Annotated in this window: 15 protein-coding genes; 11 read left to right on the forward strand and 4 right to left on the reverse strand. The window is 58.0% G+C overall.

All coding sequences use genetic code 11. The annotated features are described in order from the left end of the window. Positions 1-101: 101 nt before the first annotated feature. Entirely contained in the window at positions 102-1142 is a 1041-nt protein-coding gene (locus tag BM267_RS04090; protein WP_074778697.1) for an NADP(H)-dependent aldo-keto reductase, read from the forward strand. Positions 1143-1210: 68 nt separating this feature from the next. On the opposite strand, the gene zapE is transcribed toward BM267_RS04090, so the two are convergent. Further along, positions 1211-2305 carry a cell division protein ZapE gene (gene zapE / locus BM267_RS04095; protein ID WP_074777746.1) on the reverse strand — a complete coding sequence of 365 codons (1095 nt, stop codon included), beginning with the start codon at positions 2303-2305 and terminating at the stop codon, positions 1211-1213. Between the two features lie 63 nt (positions 2306-2368). Further along, positions 2369-2992 (reverse strand): alpha/beta hydrolase, encoded by a 624-nt coding sequence (locus BM267_RS04100; protein ID WP_036989415.1) that lies wholly within the window; start codon positions 2990-2992, stop codon positions 2369-2371. Between the two features lie 174 nt (positions 2993-3166). Here BM267_RS04100 and BM267_RS04105 point away from each other — a divergent pair, with 174 nt between their 5' ends. From BM267_RS04105 to BM267_RS04125, 5 genes are read left to right on the forward strand one after another with little or no spacing between them, the layout of a single operon-like run. Continuing rightward, complete coding sequence (locus tag BM267_RS04105; RefSeq protein ID WP_036989414.1) at positions 3167-3619, forward strand: Z-ring associated ZapG family protein; 453 nt, start codon at positions 3167-3169, stop codon at positions 3617-3619. A gap of 37 nt (positions 3620-3656) precedes the next feature. After that, entirely contained in the window at positions 3657-4790 is a 1134-nt protein-coding gene (locus BM267_RS04110) for an MlaE family ABC transporter permease (protein ID WP_074777744.1), read from the forward strand. Continuing rightward, positions 4787-5593: an ABC transporter ATP-binding protein gene (locus BM267_RS04115; protein WP_235818221.1), complete on the forward strand. Its 807-nt coding sequence runs from the start codon at positions 4787-4789 to the stop codon at positions 5591-5593. The genes BM267_RS04110 and BM267_RS04115 overlap by 4 nt, the downstream gene beginning before the upstream one ends. Continuing rightward, a complete protein-coding gene (locus tag BM267_RS04120) occupies positions 5593-6510 on the forward strand; it encodes an MlaD family protein (RefSeq protein WP_036989409.1) in 918 nt (305 codons plus the stop codon). The genes BM267_RS04115 and BM267_RS04120 overlap by 1 nt, the downstream gene beginning before the upstream one ends. Then, a complete protein-coding gene (locus BM267_RS04125; RefSeq protein WP_074777740.1) occupies positions 6507-7124 on the forward strand; it encodes an ABC-type transport auxiliary lipoprotein family protein in 618 nt (205 codons plus the stop codon). Before BM267_RS04120 ends, BM267_RS04125 begins: the two co-directional genes overlap by 4 nt. 129 nt (positions 7125-7253) lie before the next feature. Here BM267_RS04125 and BM267_RS04130 read toward each other — a convergent pair whose 3' ends face one another. After that, positions 7254-8159 (reverse strand): AEC family transporter, encoded by a 906-nt coding sequence (locus BM267_RS04130; RefSeq protein ID WP_074777738.1) that lies wholly within the window; start codon positions 8157-8159, stop codon positions 7254-7256. Positions 8160-8430: 271 nt separating this feature from the next. Here BM267_RS04130 and BM267_RS04135 point away from each other — a divergent pair, with 271 nt between their 5' ends. From BM267_RS04135 to BM267_RS04145, 3 genes are all read left to right on the forward strand, one after another. Further along, on the forward strand, positions 8431-8889 hold the full coding sequence (locus BM267_RS04135; protein WP_074777736.1) for an SRPBCC family protein: 459 nt from the start codon (positions 8431-8433) through the stop codon (positions 8887-8889). Positions 8890-9285: 396 nt separating this feature from the next. Beyond that, the gene (locus BM267_RS04140) at positions 9286-10302 is read left to right on the forward strand and encodes a zinc-dependent alcohol dehydrogenase family protein (RefSeq protein ID WP_074777734.1); all 1017 of its coding nucleotides are present in this window, start codon (positions 9286-9288) and stop codon (positions 10300-10302) included. A 30-nt stretch (positions 10303-10332) separates the two neighbouring features. Continuing rightward, positions 10333-10788 carry a MarR family winged helix-turn-helix transcriptional regulator gene (locus BM267_RS04145; protein ID WP_074778695.1) on the forward strand — a complete coding sequence of 152 codons (456 nt, stop codon included), beginning with the start codon at positions 10333-10335 and terminating at the stop codon, positions 10786-10788. A 111-nt stretch (positions 10789-10899) separates the two neighbouring features. On the opposite strand, the gene BM267_RS04150 is transcribed toward BM267_RS04145, so the two are convergent. After that, on the reverse strand, positions 10900-11610 hold the full coding sequence (locus BM267_RS04150; RefSeq protein ID WP_074777732.1) for a phosphoribosylaminoimidazolesuccinocarboxamide synthase: 711 nt from the start codon (positions 11608-11610) through the stop codon (positions 10900-10902). A 664-nt stretch (positions 11611-12274) separates the two neighbouring features. Between BM267_RS04150 and BM267_RS04155 the strand changes: the two genes are divergently transcribed. Both BM267_RS04155 and BM267_RS04160 read left to right on the forward strand, forming a co-directional pair. Then, the gene (locus BM267_RS04155) at positions 12275-14038 is read left to right on the forward strand and encodes a site-specific DNA-methyltransferase (protein ID WP_074777730.1); all 1764 of its coding nucleotides are present in this window, start codon (positions 12275-12277) and stop codon (positions 14036-14038) included. Continuing rightward, positions 14035-16572: a DEAD/DEAH box helicase gene (locus BM267_RS04160; protein WP_074777728.1), complete on the forward strand. Its 2538-nt coding sequence runs from the start codon at positions 14035-14037 to the stop codon at positions 16570-16572. Before BM267_RS04155 ends, BM267_RS04160 begins: the two co-directional genes overlap by 4 nt. The last annotated feature ends 1 nt before the right edge of the window (position 16573 follow it).

The following is a 16573-nucleotide window of genomic DNA, read 5'->3' on the forward strand; positions in this document are numbered from 1 at the left end:
AACCCTTAATGTTGAACCATCACCAGCCGCACCAGACATTCCTGGCATTATTGGCCACATGACCAATAATGGCGGTTCATTTCCTGATCGGGAGCCATCACATGCTATACCGCCCCCTCGGCAGCAGCCCCCTGAAAGTGAGCGCCCTGTGCCTGGGCACCATGACCTGGGGCGAACAGAACACCCAGCGCGACGCCTTCGCCCAGATCGACCGGGCACGGGACGCCGGCGTCAATTTCATCGACTGCGCCGAGATGTATCCGGTACCGCCGCGCGGCGAGACTTATGGCTCGACCGAAACCATCATCGGCCAGTACCTGTGCGAACGAGGCCAGCGTGACAACTGGGTGCTGGCCAGCAAGATTGCCGGCCCGAGCCGCGACATGCAGCATATCCGCGGCGGCCAGACCCGCTTCAATCGCCACCATATCACCGCCGCCCTGGATGCCAGCCTGCAGCGTTTACAGACTGATTATCTGGATCTTTATCAATTGCACTGGCCCGACCGCAACACCAACTTCTTCGGCAAGCTCGGCTATCAGCATGATCTGGAGGAACAGATCACGCCGATTGAAGAATCGCTGGAGGTGCTGGACGAGTTGGTGCGGGCTGGCAAGATCCGCTATATCGGGCTGTCCAACGAAACCCCTTGGGGCACCAGTCGCTTTCTGCAGTTGGCAGAAGCCCGCGGCTGGCCGCGGATCGTGTCAATCCAGAACCCCTACAATCTGCTCAATCGCAGCTATGAGGTCGGGATGGCCGAAATATCGATACGCGAGCAGGTCGGCCTGCTCGCCTACTCGCCACTGGCCTTCGGTACTCTCACGGGCAAGTACCTGAATGGCCTGCGACCGGAGAAAGCACGCCTCACGCTGTTCAGCCGCTTCAGCCGCTATACCAACCCACAGGCCCAGAAGGCCTGCGCCCGCTACGTACAGCTGGCTCGGGACCATGGCATGGACCCGGCACAGATGGCGCTGGCCTTTGTCACCCGGCAACCCTTCGTTACCAGCAATATCATCGGTGCGACCAATATGGACCAGCTGAACCGCAACCTCAGCAGCATCAATATGGGGCTGACGGACAAGATCCTGGAAAGCATCGAGGAAATTCACCGCAGCCAACCCAATCCCGCACCTTAAGCGTCTTCCATAACGACAAAGGGCAGCCACTCGGGCTGCCCTCTTCGTTACGCCGCGACATCACCAGCTCAAGGCTTGTGCGGCCGAGCCAGAAAATCGTGAGACTGCATTTCCAGCAGGCGGCTGAGGGTACGCTGGAATTCGAACTCCAGCCGGCCACCGGCATACAGATCCTTGAGTGGCACCTCTGCCGAGACGATCAACTTGACGTTGCGATCATAGAACTCGTCAACCAAATTGATGAAGCGTCGCGCCATGTCGTCCTTGGCCAGATTCATCTGCTCAATATTGGAAATCAGCACCGCCTGGAAGATCTTGCCCAGGGCGATATAGTCGTTCTGGCTGCGCGGTCCGTCACAGAGCTCGCGGAATTCGAACCAGGCGACGTTTTCGTACATCCGCACCGCTTTGACCGCGCGACTCTCGATAGTCAACTCGGCATTATGCTGCACATGCTCCGGCTCCAGCACCAGGCTGTCGAAGCTGCACTGCAGACTGGAGTCCGCTTCCTGACCCAGCGGCCAGTGATACAGATCGGCCTGCTCCAGCGCGCGCAGACGATAGTCCACGCCGTTGTCCACGTTCACCACCTCGGTATGTTCCTTCAGCAGCGCAATGGCTGGCAGGAAACGCGCCCGCTGCAGGCCGTCCTTGTACAGGCCATCAGGTACGATGTTGGAAGTAGCGACCAGGATGACACCGTGATCGAAGAGCTCTTCCATCAGTGTGCCGAGGATCATGGCATCCGTGATGTCAGTGACGAAGAACTCATCGAAACAGATCACCCGCGCCTCATCGGCGAACTTGCGGGCGATGAGCTTCAGCGGATTCTTCTCGCCCTTGAGCTCACGCAGCTCCTGATGGACCCGCTGCATGAAGCGGTGAAAGTGCGTACGCATCTTGCGCTTGATCGGCAAGGCATCGAAGAAGGTATCGACCAGATAGGTCTTGCCCCGGCCGACGCCCCCCCAGAAATACAGGCCCTTTACCGGTATGCTGCGCTTGGGACGAAACTTGCCGAACAGGCCGACGCTGCGCGGCGGACCCGCTTCGAGAATCTCGTCGTAGAGCCGCTGCAGATGCCTGACTGCATTTTCCTGCGCAGGATCATGGAAAAAGTCCGGACGCTTGAGGTCCGCCTGATAGCGTTCAAGAGGCGTCATGCTGGGTGGGGTCCAGTGAAAAACAGGGGCCCGTACTCTACCTGCCATGCCGCCACTTGGCAATCAGCCAAGCGCCTGCTCCGCCGCCGCTTTCAGCTCCACCAGCTTGCCGTGGAAGAAGTGACTGGTATCGGCGAAGCGTACCACCTCAACATCAGCCTGATCCTCGAACAGCCCGAACACCGCCTCCGACGCGACCACTTCATCTGCCTCCCCCATCAGCACCGTGGTCGGCCCCGGCAACGGCAGCAGATCGGCGAAGGGCATGCGCTCAACCGAGGGGGCTACCAGCACTACCCGAGCCGGCCAGTCAGCCTGCTCGCAGGCAGCCGCAGCGGCCACATAACCGCCAAAGGAAAAGCCCATGAGCCACAGGGGCAGATCACCGAACTCCCGCGCCGCCCACTCGATCACCGCCTTGCAGTCGTCGGTTTCACCTACCCCGGCGGCATGCTCACCGCCGCTCTCCCCCACCCCACGGAAATTGAAACGCACTGTATTGGCGTTGAGGTCCCGCGCCGCGCGCATCAATGTGGAGACCACCTTGTTGTGCATGGTCCCGCCATGCAGCGGGTGCGGATGACAGATGATCGCCACCGCCTGCGCCTGCTCGGCACGGGTCACCAGCAGCTCCAGCGCCCCAGCGGGACCATCGATCAGTAATTTGTCTTCAGCGTTGTGCTTCATTCAGTTTCTCCGTGACTGCTGTATTCCCACCTGCGTCGCATAACCTACACTGAAGCTAGTCAGTTCCGGCCCGCAGCAACAGGCGCTAGCCTTGTTTGCGAAATGCCGTTACCGTAGCAGCAGACCCAAGCAGCGCGTTGGCGCCGCACGTTTCAGTTCAATGAGGGACCCAAGGTGGAAACAAGCGAAAACCTGTGGATTGCAATAGCTATCGCCCTGGCAGTGGGCTTCATCGTCGGCATCATTGTAGCCCGTCTGGCGCCACGTATCAGCGGCGGACAGTCATCCAGCACTCAAGCCCAACTGGAGAGCCTGCAGCTGCGCTTCGAAGAATACCAGCAGGAAGTCGCCAGCCATTTCAACACCACTGCCAATCTGGTCACCCGCCTGAACCGCAGCTATCAGGATATCCAGGAGCATCTGGGCCAGGCTGCCGTAGATCTCGCGCCTGACGACATGACCCGGCAACGTCTGTTGGCCGCGCTGGAGCAGGAGAATGATCCGGTCTCCTCCCGCGACCGTATCGAGCCAGTGTTCGACACGCTCGAACCGCCCCGTGACTATGCCACCAAAGCGGACGAAGACCCCGGCATGCTATCCGAAGAATTCGGCGTAAAACGCAAATAAAGCCCGCCCTCGCCGGTGGCGCTAAACGGATTCCTCCATGCCCGATGCCGAACAACGCTTTGTAACCAGATCATCGGACGACCCGTCCCATCTCGTCATACGTGGTGACTGGGTCCTGGAGCACTACGCCGAACTGCGTCAGTTGGTTGGCCGGCTGCGCAACGAGCAATCTGCCGACGCCGAGGCGGACCTGAGCCAGATCGGCAGACTGGATACCGCTGGCGGCCAACTGCTGACCGAGCTGCTCGGCAGCGAGCGCATCCAGGCCCTGACCGATGAGGGCGCCGGCCTGCCCGAGGAGCGCCGGGTATTGCTGCGCCGTATCGCCCATAGCCTGCAGCGGGAGCCGCAACCGCAACCGCACCATGGCGCCGTATTCGAACTGCTCGGCAATATAGGCAAGGGCACGCTGGCGTTTCATGACCATGTGCGCACTCTGCTGGGCTTTGTCGGCCTCACCCTCGCCGGGCTGGCCTTCGGTTTGCTGCGCCCTTCGACCTGGCGGCTGACCTCCGTGGTTGCCCAGGTCGAACAGATTGCCCTGAATGCCGTCGGCATCGTCGCTCTGCTTACCTTCATGGTTGGCGCGGTCATCGCCTTCCTAGGCGCCACCGTGCTGGCAGACTTCGGCGCGACCATCTATACCGTCGACCTGATCGCGTTCTCTTTCCTGCGTGAGTTTGCCGTACTCTTGACCGCAATCCTCATGGCCGGGCGTACCGCCAGTGCCTTCACCGCGCAGATCGGTTCGATGAAGGCCAACGAGGAGATCGATGCAATTCGCACGCTCGGCCTCAATCCGCTGCAGATTCTGGTCATCCCCCGCGTCATTGCCATGATGATTTCGCTGCCGATCCTCACCTTTATCGGCATGCTGTCCGGCCTGCTCGGCGGCGCCGTGGTCTGCTCGCTGGCGCTGGATATATCCCCGACCATGTTTCTCAGCATCCTGCAGCAGAACGTGGCGGTGCAGCATTTCTACCTGGGCATGGTCAAGGCGCCATTGTTCGCGTTCCTGATTGCCATCATCGGCTGCATGGAAGGCTTCAAGGTCAGCGGCAGCGCCGAGTCGGTCGGCGAGCACACCACGTCCAGCGTGGTGCAGTCGATCTTCGTGGTCATCCTCATGGATGCACTGGCCGCGCTGTTCTTCATGGAGATGAACTGGTGACCGACAAGCAAACACCATTGGTGGAGATACGCGGCCTGGTCAATCGCTTCGGCAAACAGACCGTACATGACAATCTGGACCTGGATATCCACCCCGGAGAGATTCTCGGCGTGGTGGGCGGCTCGGGCACCGGCAAGTCGGTACTGCTGCGCTCCATCGTCGGCCTGCGGCGGCCCAATGCCGGTAGCGTCAGGGTTTTCGGCGAAGACCTGCAGCAACTGGATGAACAGCAGCGTTCCCAGGTCGAGCGACGCTTTGGCGTACTGTTTCAACGCGGCGCACTGTTCTCCTCGCTGACAGTGACCGAGAACGTCGCCCTGCCGCTGATCGAACATGCCGGGCTCAGCCGCGACGACGCTGAACATCTGGCCTGCATGAAACTGGCGCTGGCCGGTTTGCCGCCCGGTGCCGGCGACAAGTTTCCCTCCGAGCTCTCCGGTGGCATGGTCAAGCGCGCAGCCCTGGCGCGCGCACTGGCCCTGGACCCGGACATCCTGTTCCTTGACGAACCGACCGCCGGCCTGGACCCCATCGGCGCCGCCGCCTTCGACCAGTTGATTCTCACCCTGCGCGACGCCCTCGGGCTGAGCGTATTTCTGGTCACCCACGACCTGGATACCCTGTACGCTATCTGCGACCGGGTGGCGGTACTGGCGGAGAAGCGCGTCCTGGTCGCCGATACCCTGGAGCGCGTCGCGGCTACCGAGAACGACTGGATCCAGGAGTATTTCCACGGTCCCCGCGGACGCGCCGCAGTAGCGGCCACCGCCAATCAATCCAGCCATCAGCCGGAGTTCCGCTAATGGAAACACGCGCTCACCACGTCATGATCGGACTGTTCACCCTGCTCGCTGGTGTCGGTGCGATTTTCTTTGCCATCTGGATCAGCAACGCCACCACCAGCAAGGACTACCGCTATTACACGGTGGTCTTCCGCGAAACGGTCACCGGCCTGTCCCGCGGCAGCGCCGTGCAATACAGTGGCATTCCGGTAGGTGACATCAGCGAGCTGACCCTCGACCCGAGCGACCCAGGCCAGGTGCTGGCCCGCGTACGGGTGAGCGCCACCGCCCCGGTCACCCAGGATACCAAGGCCAGACTGACCTTCACCGGTATCACCGGCAACTCAGTGATCGAGCTGGTGCCCGGCGACCCGCAAAGCCCATCTCTGGAGAGCATCGATGGTGAAGAGCCACGCATCTATGCCGTGCCCTCCCCACTCTCCAGCCTGCTGGCCAACGGCGAGGATCTGATGACCAATATCAATCAGTTGGTGATCAGTGCGCGCAACCTGCTGTCGGATGAAAACGCCGAGCGTATCGCCAGCACCCTGGAGTCTATCGATACCGCCGCCAGTAGCCTGTCCAGCCAGGGAGATGATGTAAAAGCCCTGGTCGGCGAGTTGACGCTTGCCAGCCAGCAGGCCGGCGAGCTGATGGGCAGCATCAACACCCTGGTCAACAATCAGGGCAGCCAGACGCTGAACAGCGCCGAGCAGACCCTGGAATCCATCGCCCGCGCCAGCGAAACCCTGGAGAACATGCTGCAGGACAACAGTGAAGCCTTCACCAACGGCATGCAGGGCCTCGGCCAGTTGGAGCCGGCAATCAATGAATTGCGTGGCAGTCTCAACGCGCTGCGCTCGATCACCCGCCGCCTGGAAGACAACCCCGCACGCTTCCTGCTGGGCCGTGATACCTTCGAGGAATACCAGCCATGATCCGCCGCCTGACATCCGTTGCGCTGTTTACCGCTCTGCTGGGGCTTGGTGCCTGCACCGTACTGCCCGAATCCGAAGCCCTGAGCGTCTACCAATTCCCGTCGCCGCCAGCCGGCAGCGTCAGCAGCGAGCCGCGATTGCCGTTGTCACTGCGGGTGAATACGCCACAGGCCGGCTACGCTTTCAGCGGGCCGCGCATCATGGTGGTCACCGCCGATAACCAACTGCAAAGCTACAAGGGCGTCCGCTGGAGCGATCCCTCGCCCCAGCTGCTGCGCGAATACCTGGCGGTGTCCCTGCAGCGCTCCGGCGCGCTGAGCAGCGTCACCACCGATGAGCACGCACTGCATGCCGATGTCCATCTGGATACCAACCTGCGCCGCTTCCAACTGAACACCGACGGCACCCCCCGGATCGTCATCGAGCTGGATGCCCGCCTGGTCAATCCGGAAAGTCGGCGCATCTATGTCAACCACAGCTTCCTGGTTCAGCAGCCGGTCACCAGCACCCAGATCACCGACGTGGTCCAGGGATATGGCCAGGCGACTGGGGATCTGACCCAGCAATTGCTGGCTTGGACCCGACAGCAATTGGCGCCGCTATCCCACGACTGAGGCCGTTGCCTCGCCGCAGCATGACACTTAGTGATACGGAGTCATACTAGCGCACCCTGTTGCATGCTTCGGCACACAACAACAAGCTGCGCTGGAGCTCCCGTCATCAGGTTGAGGGGCTGCCGCACATCACAGCACCAGCAGCAACAGCACCGGCAAGGTCAGCATCGCCAGTAGTGTCTGCAGGGTAATGACACCCGCCATCAGATGCGCATCGCCGCCGTATTGCCGTGCCAGCACATAGGCGGTGGGCGCGCAGGGCAGCGCAAAGAACAGCACCAAGGTGACCCGCTCCATCGTCGGCATGCCCAGCAGCCCGACCAGCAGCCAGGCCGCCAGCGGCATCAATGCCAACCGCACCAGAGTGCTGATCAACAGCGCACGTGTCTCGCCGTGCAGATTCTGAGGCTGCAACGCAGCGCCTACACACAGGAGCCCCAGGGGCAGACTGCTCGCCGCCAGCAGCGTCAGTAGATTATCCATCCCTCCGCCCAACCGCAGGCCGGAGAGATTTGCCGCCACCCCGAGCAAGCAGGCCAGGATCAGCGGGTTCTTCAACAGGATCAGCAACTGCGCGCGCCGGTTCAGACTCCCCCCCGACGTCAGCGCCTGCACCGACAGGATATTGACCGCCGGCACCGTGATCGCCAGCAACAGCGCCATGAGCGTCAGCCCCTCACCACCAAATAACGCGCCAACGGTAGCCAGGCCGATGTAGGTATTGAACCGCAACGTACTCTGCACGAACACACCAAACCGTGCCGCCGGCCAGCGCAGCCAGCGCCGCAGCACGATCAGCCCCAGCCATGCCACGCCGAGAACCACACCCACACACAGCGCCACCCGCGCCAGCGCCGGGCTGTTCAACGGCGCTCCGGCCAGGCTGCTGAACAGCAGCGCCGGGAACAGTACAAAGTAATTGATGCGCTCGGCACCGGGCCAGAATTCTGCATTGGGAAAGCCCGCCCGGCGCAAGACATAACCGCCCAAAATCAGGGCGAACAGCGGCCAGAGGGAGGCGAGTAACTGGGTCATTCGAGGATATATCCAGATCAGGAGACGCGGCAGGCAGGTTACCTGACGAAGGTCATGTCCGGCCAGCCCGACGTAGCACAATACCTTGCCGCCCCTTGATGCGGCGGCGCTGCCAGTCATTAAGCCAGGTGCTCGTTGGGGGTCTACGGTGAAGGTGATCTGTTATCTACCAAGACGCCCGAGCTCACTACGACAGTATTTTTTTTGAAGGCTGTCGAAATCATTGTCTGGGAACCGACTATCAGGTAACCACAATAAGCAGGAGATGATTATGTCTAGCGAAACCGGCACCGTCCGCCTACACCGCGTGTTGGCAGCACCCGTTGAGCGAGTTTACAAAGCGTTTACCGATAAACAGGCATTGGAATACTGGCTACCGCCCTACGGCTTTACCGGTACGATCCATGAAATGGATATCCGCGTGGGTGGCGGCTACCGTATGTCTTTCACCAATTTCGGCACTGGCGTCAGTCATTCGTTTACCGTTGAGTATATCGAACTGACACCTAACGAACGTATTCGCCATACGGATCGCTTTGACGATGAAAACCTCCCCGGCGAAATGCAAGTTGTCATCGAACTGAAAGCCGTATCCAGTGGCACAGAGATACGCATAGTTCAGGAAGGCATTCCTTCGGTCATTCCCGTTGATAGCTGTTATCTGGGATGGCAGGAATCACTGGAGCAGCTAGCCCGGCTGGTTGTGCCGGATATTCCCGATCATGGCTGAAAATGATGAATACCATCATGGCAAAACAACAAAAGCCCGCATAAGCGGGCTTTTGGGTACTGTGACCAAGAACGGCGGCTAGCGCTAGCCGCTCACTCCCACTCGATCGTCAACAGACAAAGTTTCACCTTAAAAATCAGTTGATTAAACGAAGCACCCAAGCAATGACATAAAAAACCATACCTATTATTTGTTCTTCAAAAGTGCTGGAAGCAGCCATAAGCCGAGTAGCCCCTTTGACGCGAAGCTTGGAGCGCGGCCACGCTCTACTGCATCAAGTCGGCAACTCAAGCATCGAAACAAGCAAATTTGGTTGCATGCAATTATATTGCGTACAATGATTATCTGCAGCCCCATTGGGGGCCACGCGCTAACGGCTAATTTTGAGGAGCAATCATGAAAGCGTATCGTATCTCGCACGGTGGAACTATTGATGGCCTGCAGCTGGAGAGCCTTGTCGAGCGTCCTCTCGCCCCATACGAAGTACGGATCGAGGTGAGAGCCGTGTCGCTGAACTACCGCGATCTCATGGTTGCCAATGGTGCGTACCCTGTAAAAATAGATATTCCGATCATTCCCTGTTCCGACGGTGCCGGAGACGTGGTTGCTGTCGGCTCCATGGTCACCCGTGTTCAACCTGGTGATCGGGTCGCAGCCTCCTTCTTTCCCCACTGGCTCGAAGGCCAGGCCGACCAAGCCAAGGTCCGCAGCGCACTCGGCGGTGATACCGATGGAATGCTTGCCGAGGCAGTCGTACTGCATGAAGACACGCTTGTGAAAATCCCTGAGCAATTGAGCTATGTGGCGGCATCCACGCTTCCGTGTGCAGGCGTCACAGCGTGGAATGGCATATTCGAGTCATCTGACGTAAAGCCGGGCGACACCGTTATCCTGCTTGGCACTGGCGGCGTTTCGATCCTGGGCCTGCAAATGGCAAAGGCGGCGGGCCTGCGAACGATCATCACATCATCCAGCGATGAAAAATTGAAGCGCGCTCGCGGCCTTGGTGCCGACGAGACAACCAATTACCATGCAAACCCGGAGTGGCAGGACGAAGTACTGCGTATGACCGGCGGCAAGGGGGTCGATGTAGTGCTGGAAGTCGGTGGGGAAGGAACCATCACCCGCTCTGTTACTGCTACAGCCGTGGGCGGCACCATTGCTACCATCGGCGGTGTCAGTGGTTTTGGTGGCGGGGTGAACCCCAGCACCCTTGCCATCGGCGCCAAGCGACTGATTGGCATCTACGTTGGTAGCCGGGCGATGCTGGAGCAATCAGCCGCGCTAGCTGCTGGAGCTGGCATAGCGCCGGTGGTCGACCGCGTGTTCCCATTTGCCAAGGCAAAAGAGGCCTACCGTTACCTTGAGTCAGGCGCGCATTTCGGCAAGGTCGTGATCGACCTGACGCAATAGTTGCAGCAACTTTTCGAGACAAAAAACCAGATGCCACAGAGTAAAGCACCGCCGACATATAACGACCTGATGTCGCTCGACCGACAAGTGTGTTTCGGTCTCTATGCGGCATCCAACCTCGTCATCCGTCAATACCGGCCGTTGCTGGCAGAGCTGGGGCTCACATTCCCGCAGTATTTGGTGATGCTGGTGCTGTGGGAGTCCGAACCTCAAACCGTTAGCGCTATCGGTGAACGCCTCCACCTGGACAGCGGCACACTGACACCGCTTCTCAAACGTTTGGAAACTAACGGATTTGTGGTGCGGCGACGTGATGACACCGATGAGCGACGGGTGTTGATCTCCCTCACGACGCACGGACACACGCTACGCGCGCCCGCACGCCAGATTACTGAAACTTTCCGGGAAGGAGTCTCCTTCTCAGCGGCCGAGACTGAAACCCTCGCAAGCAGCTTGGCTCAACTCATCTCGGCGCTTGAACACTGAGGCGCGCATAACAGCATTCGTGAATGCCGTACTTTCAAAGCCCGCAAAAAAGCCCGCAGTTATGAACTGCGGGCTTCGTGGGGTTGATGCTGTCAGCTGTGCCCCAGCACCCTAGCGGATCAGCTGTTCGTACAGTATCCCGTGTTCCAGCACCCTGCCCTCATCGTCCATGACCCGCATCGCATCCGCCGAGACCTCGTCGATGACCACGACCTCGCCGTCGACAAAGCCGATTTCGATCTTCATGTCGATCAGAGTGAGGCCCTTGTCACGCAGGTCGGCTTCGACGATACGACACACCCGGCGGGTGAGGTCCTTGGCCTGCTCGAGGTGCTGCTGGGTAAGCAGGCCGAGGGCCACGATGGTGTCGTCGTTGATGAGAGGATCACCGCGTTCATCGTCCTTGATGGTGATCTCGACGAGGTAGTCGAACGTACTCGCGGTGTCGCCGATGTAGTTCTGGTAACGACGCTGGAAGCTGCCCCAGGGCCGGGTGCGGCAGATGAACTCGAGGCCGCCCTTGCCGCTGATATCCTTGCCCAGGGGCTCGGCGCGACGAACTTCCATGCTGGCCTGTTCGAGGTCGAGACGCACCAGGTGGGTGGGGATGCCGGCGGCGTGAAGGCACTTGAAGAAATGGTCGGTCATGGCGAGGGACTTTCGGCCCTTGCCTTCGACCTGACCGATGACGGTGTTAGCACCCGGGTCGATGACACCGTCCTCGCCGGTGACGTCGTCCTTGAAGACGAGGAGGATGTTGTCATTCGGCAGGGCGTACAGGTCCTTGGTCTTGCCGGAATAGATCTTTTCGCTGGTGTTCATCGGTTTACTCGCTGGTAGTTCCAATATCCCCTTCGGGGGAAAAAACGGGGCACCAGAGCGCCCCGCTGCTGCACCTCACTCCCACTCTATTATCAATTAACCAAGCAAGGCCTGATAAATAAAGGCACCCAGACATGGTCGAATGGAAAGACCATGAAAAATGCCATGCACCGTAAAAATGGTGAAAGAGCCGGATTACCCTTTCTGGCCATCGCGAACGATCCCGGCCAGCAGCTCTCGCCGAGCGGACTATGAGAAAGGGATGTCACGGGCTGTACCATTTTATGCTGACAGCACTTACCATACCATCAGACAGATGAGCTTACATTCGTAATTTCGCGCGTGATGCGCAGGCAAAGGACAGGAATCCCCGCATCAGCAGGGAGCAGTGCTATACCATCATGCCGTAGATACGGCGACAAGAGGCATCCCTGCCGCATGAAGGCCGGCCTGAACGATGAGACAGCCGCTATGTTGCTCGAGACGCTTAGCCCTCCTAAAATCCCCAGCAATACTGAGCGGCAACCCTCAGAGTACTAATTGGACAGCGCTCGGAGCGGCAGAACCACCTGAATACTCCAAGGCATAGCTGAAAAAATGGATGCAGGCCACAATCGTCCACGCCATGTATAGAAATTAAAAAACTGCAGGAAAATGTTCGCATATGACGGGAAAATACGACCACCTGAGCAAAAACCAACTGGTCGAGCTATTAGAAAAGCGTGATCGAAGCAAGAGGCTCGGGCTAGTTTGGGAACGTGACGAGATCGCGGCAGATAAGGCCATCGACGAGAATTTCATCGCCTGCGAGATCGTACCAGGCCTGTCGGAGAAACCTGCACCATGGTCGAACCTCGTAATCGAGGGCGACAATTTCGACGCCCTGCGGTGGTTGCGAATGACTTTAGCAGGGCAAGTCCAGTGCATATATGTTGACCCGCCCTACAACACCGGCAACCAGACCTGGGTCTATAACGACCGCTACCTTGATCCCGAGGATCGGTTCCGTCAATCCACCTGGCTCGAATTCCTCTATCGGCGCTTTATATTGGCCCGCGACCTGCTTGCCCCGAATGGGGTGATGCTGGTATCGATGAATGACGAGCAGCGGGCGCTACTGGAACTGATGATGGATGAGGCTATGCCCGGGATGAAGCTTGGATGCTTCGTTTGGCGGACTCGCAAAGGTGGCTATGACAGTGGCAACTTTTCGAAAGATCACGATTTCGTAATGATCTACTGCAATCCAAAGTTCGCTTTTGCTGGATCGGCGAAGCAGCGCGACGACTTCTCCAACCCTGATGGTGATCCGCGCGGTGATTGGACCGATGACCCGTTACAGCAGCCAAAAAACTATAAGCAGCGCGAGGGAGGAGTTTACCTAATCCGTGACCCGGAAACGGACGTTTACTACCCTCCGAATCCCAACCGAGTCTGGTCAGTTGGCCAAAAGGGAGACAAGAAACTCCGCGAGGATTCAATCGAAGAGCTACTTGAAAAGAAACTCATAATTTTCAAAAAGAAAGGTGAGTTCGTACGATACGAAACCCTAGAAGAGCTTCAACAGGCAATTAAAGATAAAACCGCCCATAAGTTCGCTCGATTAGATCTTCCAAACCTTGCAGACTGGGTCGGAAAGAAAATTGGGGTCGGAAGCGTTCGCATCAAGAAGTTCTTGAAGGATCGAAAGGAGACGCCCAATCCTCTCTCAAGCCTGCTTGATGGAATTGTCAATGAGGAGTCGTACTCATTCGAGCCGGGCAAAACGGCTGAAGGAACCCGTGCAATCCGGACAATCTTTGGTGGTGATGCATTTGAATATCCGAAGCCACCTTCTCTGATCAAAAAGCTGGTTGAGCAGTCCACAAGACCAGGTGATATTGTTCTCGATTTCTTCGCGGGCTCCGCAACCACAGCGCAGGCGGTAATGGAACTCAACGCCGAGGACGGCGGTGACAGGCGCTTTATTATGGTTTCGTCCACTGAAGCGACAGAAAAAGAGCCTAACAAGAATCTCTGCCAAGAAGTAACGGCTGAACGGGTTCGGCGGCTTAATGCTAGCGACGATCCGAAATGCGCCGAATTATACGCGCCTTTCGCTTATCTCCGTACCCGCAAAATAGCCTTCGAGGATCTGGATTACGATCTGCACCCAAAAGATGCCTGGACGGCTTTAGAAACCTTACACGGCTTACCGCTGACAATCTATGACGACAAAGCCGCTTGGAATATGCACGCTGGTGAGGCCGTAACATTGGTCCTGGTCGATCGCTATGAGACCGCACTACTCGACTGGCTGCGCGACCAGTCACGCAAGAACGTATTCGTCTACGCTTGGGCACCGGGTCAATTGGCCCGAGAGCTGGCCGGTATCGAGGTGGAAATCCGCTCTGTCCGTGACACGCTTGTGCGGAGTTTCCAGCAATGAGTGACGCGCGCTACGCATTAGCAGGCTACCAAACACGCGCGGTCGAAGCGCTGACTGGGGTGATCCGCAGGGTCGCGGAATACCATGATGAATACCCGGAACATCGCGATAAGATTGCGCTCAAAAGCGGCGTAACGCTGCTGCAGGCACCGACTGGATCGGGAAAAACGCTGATGCTAGGGCGCGCTCTAGAAGAGTTACGAGGGTCGCTATCGCGTCCCGTCGTTTGGTTCTGGTTCGCACCCTATTCAGGGCTAGTTACACAAACCCGCAATGCGATTGCTGATCAATGCAGCACGCTACGAGTGCGTTCTATTTTCAAGGACCGCGTACCCATGGGCACACGGGATGGTGATGTGTTTGTGCAGACTTGGGGCGCTGTGGCTTCCAACGACAAGGACGCTCGAAAAGTACGCCGTACCAAGGAAAGCGCACTCTCCCTTGATGACATGATCAAAACCTTGCGCAGCGATGGTTTCTTCGTGGGTGTGGTGATCGATGAGGCACATCTGAATTTTGGGGCGTCGGCGAAGGCGGCAGCAGATTTTTATCTGAATGTTTTGAAGCCCGATTTTACGGTTTTGGCGACGGCAACACCCAATGATGACAAACTTGAAGCGTTTGAGGCTCAAGCCGGGATTGAAGTCGCCAGCCGCGTGATCGTCCCGCGCGCCGATGTAGTCTCGGCGGGTCTGAACAAGGAAGGCCTGATGATGGGCGTGATCAGGATATCTGACGCAGACCGCGAGCTGGTCGACCACGAGCAGGCCACCTTGACCGCCGGATGGACCCAGCATCTGCGCGTCAAGAAACGACTAGCTGAGCGAGACATTGCCCTAACACCGCTCATGCTGGTGCAAGTCGAGGACCAAGAGAAGGGCGGCGACGATCCGGTAGCTCGAGTACACGAAAAGCTGATCGAGATTGGCGTGTCTGAGTCTGCCATTGCAACACACACCTCTGGCCAGCCAGACCCAGACTTCCATACGCTTGCTTACGATCCTCAAAAAGAGGTACTGATCTTTAAGGTCGCGGTTGCGACCGGTTTCGATGCACCCCGTGCTTGGACCCTGGTATCTGTGCGCCCAAACAGGGGCAAGGAATTTGGCCTCCAGATCGTGGGTCGTATCATGCGTGTGCATCCGCTAATTCGCCCCTTTCATGGGCAGGATAGCTTGCTGGATCGCGGTTACGTTTTCTTGACCGATCCCGAGATGCAAGCGGGCATCGATGCAGCTGTCGAAGAGGTCAAGGCAGTGCGCCAGAGCATCGAACTGATCACAGATCGGCTGGACGTTGTGGAGTACGGCAATGGCGCGAAACCACTCGGATGTTCGGAGGCTATCGCACCATCTCAGTACCAGCCGTCTCTACCATCCAGCACAGAAGATCGCCAGATTCGACTCGCAGATTTAATTGAAAGTGGCTTTGTAAACCCGGAAGTGGCGAAGCTAACTGAAACTGAGCAGGATCGTGCCATCTTGGTAGGCGAAGCTTGGCAGCAGATGAGCCAAACGCCGCTGTTCGGAAATTTGCCGGAAGTCACACGCCCTGCATCTTTGGCCAGCGCCTCGGCCAAGCCCAACCTTCGCTCCTATCCATTGCGCAGGGATATCGCCCTTCCTAAAGGGCTTTGGCGGGAGTTGCCCCCGGACCCCGGCAGTGCGGATCAGCTGGTCGATGACATTGCGAAGCTTTTCTGCAGCAGCTCGAATATCGCTTCTTTACTACAAAAACGGAAAACCAAGGCAAAGATGAGCCTACGGGACTTGTTTATCGCGAATATGACAGAAGAGGTAGAGCTGCGCTTAAGCCTGTCAAACGCGCGGGTTGCTGAGAAGGCGCAGATGGCCTTCAACTTCAACGATACCATTGATCCGCGCTTGCTCAAACGCGCTTTGATTAAGGAGCTGCGTCGTGTTGTCGATGATGAAGGCATTGATGCCGAAGAGAATGATCTTAGGCGCGCGTTAGACTTAGCAGTCATGGCTGAGCCGGAAAAGCTTAAGAATGCAATGAAGACGGCCCAAGGGCGCAACGTTAGGCTATCCAATGCGGAGCCGATTCCTTCCAGCTACTTTGGTCCGGAAGGATTACCTGCAGCCCAAAAGGCGGCCTACGGCGTATTTCCTGCGCGGCTGAATAAGGAGGAGCAAAAATTCTTAGAACTCCTTGAAGCAGATGGAACTGGCACCGTTCTCTGGTGGATGCGCAATCCTGAAAACGAACGCTGGGCGACCAGGATCGTTCTACCAAGCGGGAAAAACTTCTTTCCAGACTTTGTAGTTGGGGTCGCGGGACGAGCAACACCGGATGCGATCGCGCTCGTCGAAATTAAAGATGACGGTGAAACCGGGCGTCTACATTCCGACCGAAATCTCGATAAGATCAGGGTGCAACACCGTGAGTACAAGAATGTGTTCTGGACGTATCGAGACAATGGCAGATGGGTGCGGGCAAGGTATGCGGAAGGTCTGCACCGAATAGTGCCGAAGGATATGTTCGCGATAAGTGAAATGGTTTTCTTGGAATGAC

Source organism: Halopseudomonas bauzanensis (assembly GCF_900114735.1).
Lineage (GTDB): Bacteria > Pseudomonadota > Gammaproteobacteria > Pseudomonadales > Pseudomonadaceae > Halopseudomonas > Halopseudomonas bauzanensis.

What these genes read in the sequence shown, in the direction of transcription:
- BM267_RS04090 (WP_074778697.1), top strand. Translation starts at nt 102, where the DNA reads ATGCTATACCGCCCCCTCGGCAGCAGCCCCCTGAAAGTGAGCGCCCTG.
- zapE (WP_074777746.1), bottom strand. Translation starts at nt 2,305, where the DNA reads ATGACGCCTCTTGAACGCTATCAGGCGGACCTCAAGCGTCCGGACTTT.
- BM267_RS04100 (WP_036989415.1), bottom strand. Translation starts at nt 2,992, where the DNA reads ATGAAGCACAACGCTGAAGACAAATTACTGATCGATGGTCCCGCTGGG.
- BM267_RS04110 (WP_074777744.1), top strand. Translation starts at nt 3,657, where the DNA reads ATGCCCGATGCCGAACAACGCTTTGTAACCAGATCATCGGACGACCCG.
- BM267_RS04120 (WP_036989409.1), top strand. Translation starts at nt 5,593, where the DNA reads ATGGAAACACGCGCTCACCACGTCATGATCGGACTGTTCACCCTGCTC.
- BM267_RS04125 (WP_074777740.1), top strand. Translation starts at nt 6,507, where the DNA reads ATGATCCGCCGCCTGACATCCGTTGCGCTGTTTACCGCTCTGCTGGGG.
- BM267_RS04130 (WP_074777738.1), bottom strand. Translation starts at nt 8,159, where the DNA reads ATGACCCAGTTACTCGCCTCCCTCTGGCCGCTGTTCGCCCTGATTTTG.
- BM267_RS04135 (WP_074777736.1), top strand. Translation starts at nt 8,431, where the DNA reads ATGTCTAGCGAAACCGGCACCGTCCGCCTACACCGCGTGTTGGCAGCA.
- BM267_RS04140 (WP_074777734.1), top strand. Translation starts at nt 9,286, where the DNA reads ATGAAAGCGTATCGTATCTCGCACGGTGGAACTATTGATGGCCTGCAG.
- BM267_RS04145 (WP_074778695.1), top strand. Translation starts at nt 10,333, where the DNA reads ATGCCACAGAGTAAAGCACCGCCGACATATAACGACCTGATGTCGCTC.
- BM267_RS04150 (WP_074777732.1), bottom strand. Translation starts at nt 11,610, where the DNA reads ATGAACACCAGCGAAAAGATCTATTCCGGCAAGACCAAGGACCTGTAC.
- BM267_RS04155 (WP_074777730.1), top strand. Translation starts at nt 12,275, where the DNA reads ATGACGGGAAAATACGACCACCTGAGCAAAAACCAACTGGTCGAGCTA.
- BM267_RS04160 (WP_074777728.1), top strand. Translation starts at nt 14,035, where the DNA reads ATGAGTGACGCGCGCTACGCATTAGCAGGCTACCAAACACGCGCGGTC.